The organism is Gemella haemolysans (assembly GCF_028308085.1).
GTDB lineage: Bacteria > Bacillota > Bacilli > Staphylococcales > Gemellaceae > Gemella > Gemella haemolysans_D.
Genome location: NZ_JAQMFS010000089.1, coordinates 1 through 1,529, shown reverse-complemented (window position 1 = coordinate 1,529; position 1,529 = coordinate 1). Strand labels below are relative to the sequence as shown.

Sequence of the window (1,529 nt, the reverse complement as noted above, 5' to 3'; positions counted from 1 at the left end):
GAGTCTATAATAAATACGGTTGATAATAAATATCAGCCGTATTTAAATTTATAAAAAAATAGAAAAGAATGTAAAATTCCTCTATAATTTAAGTATGAGCAAAAAATCAAGAAAGGAAATTTACATTCATATGTGTAATTATAGCAAATCTCTTAAAATAACGCTACAAATAACTGACAAAAATATAAAAATTCTAGATAAAACAGATGAAATTGAAATAAATGGTTGTAAGCATCTAGTTTATTATGGAGTATTGGAAGCTTCATCTAACTTTTGTCCTTATTGCCAAAAATGTAAGATAATTAATAACGGTTATAGAAAAGTAAAGGTTAAAATGCCCTCTATTTCTGACAAACCAGCTATCTTATACTTAAATAAACATCGTTTTATATGTAGAGGTTGTCGTAAATCCTTTACAGCTGAAACTACTGAAGTTAGGAAGAATTCTAATACCTCTAAAAATCTACGAGCAGGTATTATTAAAAGATTGTCTAAAGAGAATACTTTAAAAGAAATAGCTGAATCTTGTGCTGTATCTACTAATACTGTATTAAGAATACAATGTGATCTATCTAAAACTTTAGAAAGACCTAAAACCTTATCTGTTTGTATGTGCTTTGATGAAGTGTCTTCTACTTCCGATAGTATAAGTAAAATGAGCTTCGTGTATGCAGATGCATTAACTCATAAAATACAAAATATACTTCAGGGGAGAACTAACAAGATTATTAAAGACTACTTCTTATATTATTCTTATCAAGAGCGTTGTAAGGTTAAGGCAGTAGTTATTGATATGAACTCTGGTTATAAAAGTATTATTAGAGAGCTTTTCCCTAATGCGAAGATAGTTATTGATAGATTCCATATTGTTCAGTTAGTTAATAGAGCTTTTAATAAATATAGGGTGTCATTTATGAACAGTATTAAAGACAAGAATAAAGAGTTATACAGACAATTGAAATGTTATTGGAAAAATCTTCTTACTAGCTATAATGAATTAGATAATGGTACCCACAAGAAGTTTAAATACTTTAAGTACATCACTACCGAACAAGATATTGTCAACTACTTAATTAAGCAAGATTCTCAGCTTTATAAGTGTTATTGGCTTATCCAAGACCTTAGAGAAGCTCTTGAAAAAGATGATTTTGATAGTTTTAAAGCTTTAATTAACGATAAATCTACTTTACCTAGATATATGTTTACAGCTATTAAAACACTTAGAAAATATAAAAGACAAATCAAAAATACTATGTATTACAATGGGCTATCTAATGGCCCTTTAGAGGGAATTAACAACAAAATCAAAGTTATTAAACGTATTTCTTATGGTTATAAATCTTTTAGTAACTTTAAAGCTAAAATACTACTTATTTTCAGTCTATTTACACCTTCAGAGACTAATAAGAAACCTAGATATTCGAAAGAAGAGCGTCAAGCTGTTCTCGCTAAAAAGAAAGAAATAAGATTAAAACGAAAAAATAGGAAAAAAGCTATACTACTTAATATAGCATAGCTTTCTCCTAATT

The 1,529-nt window shown here is 27.7% G+C and carries 1 protein-coding gene; it reads left to right on the top strand.

The features are described 5' to 3' along the window. Positions 1-130: 130 nt before the first annotated feature. Positions 131-1,516: an ISL3 family transposase gene (locus PNO30_RS07105; protein WP_271987696.1), complete on the top strand. Its 1,386-nt coding sequence runs from the start codon at positions 131-133 to the stop codon at positions 1,514-1,516. Positions 1,517-1,529: the final 13 nt, after the last annotated feature.

Bases quoted from the DNA above. Each gene is read 5' to 3' on its own strand.
- PNO30_RS07105 (WP_271987696.1), top strand. From the start codon at position 131: ATGTGTAATTATAGCAAATCTCTTAAAATAACGCTACAAATAACTGAC.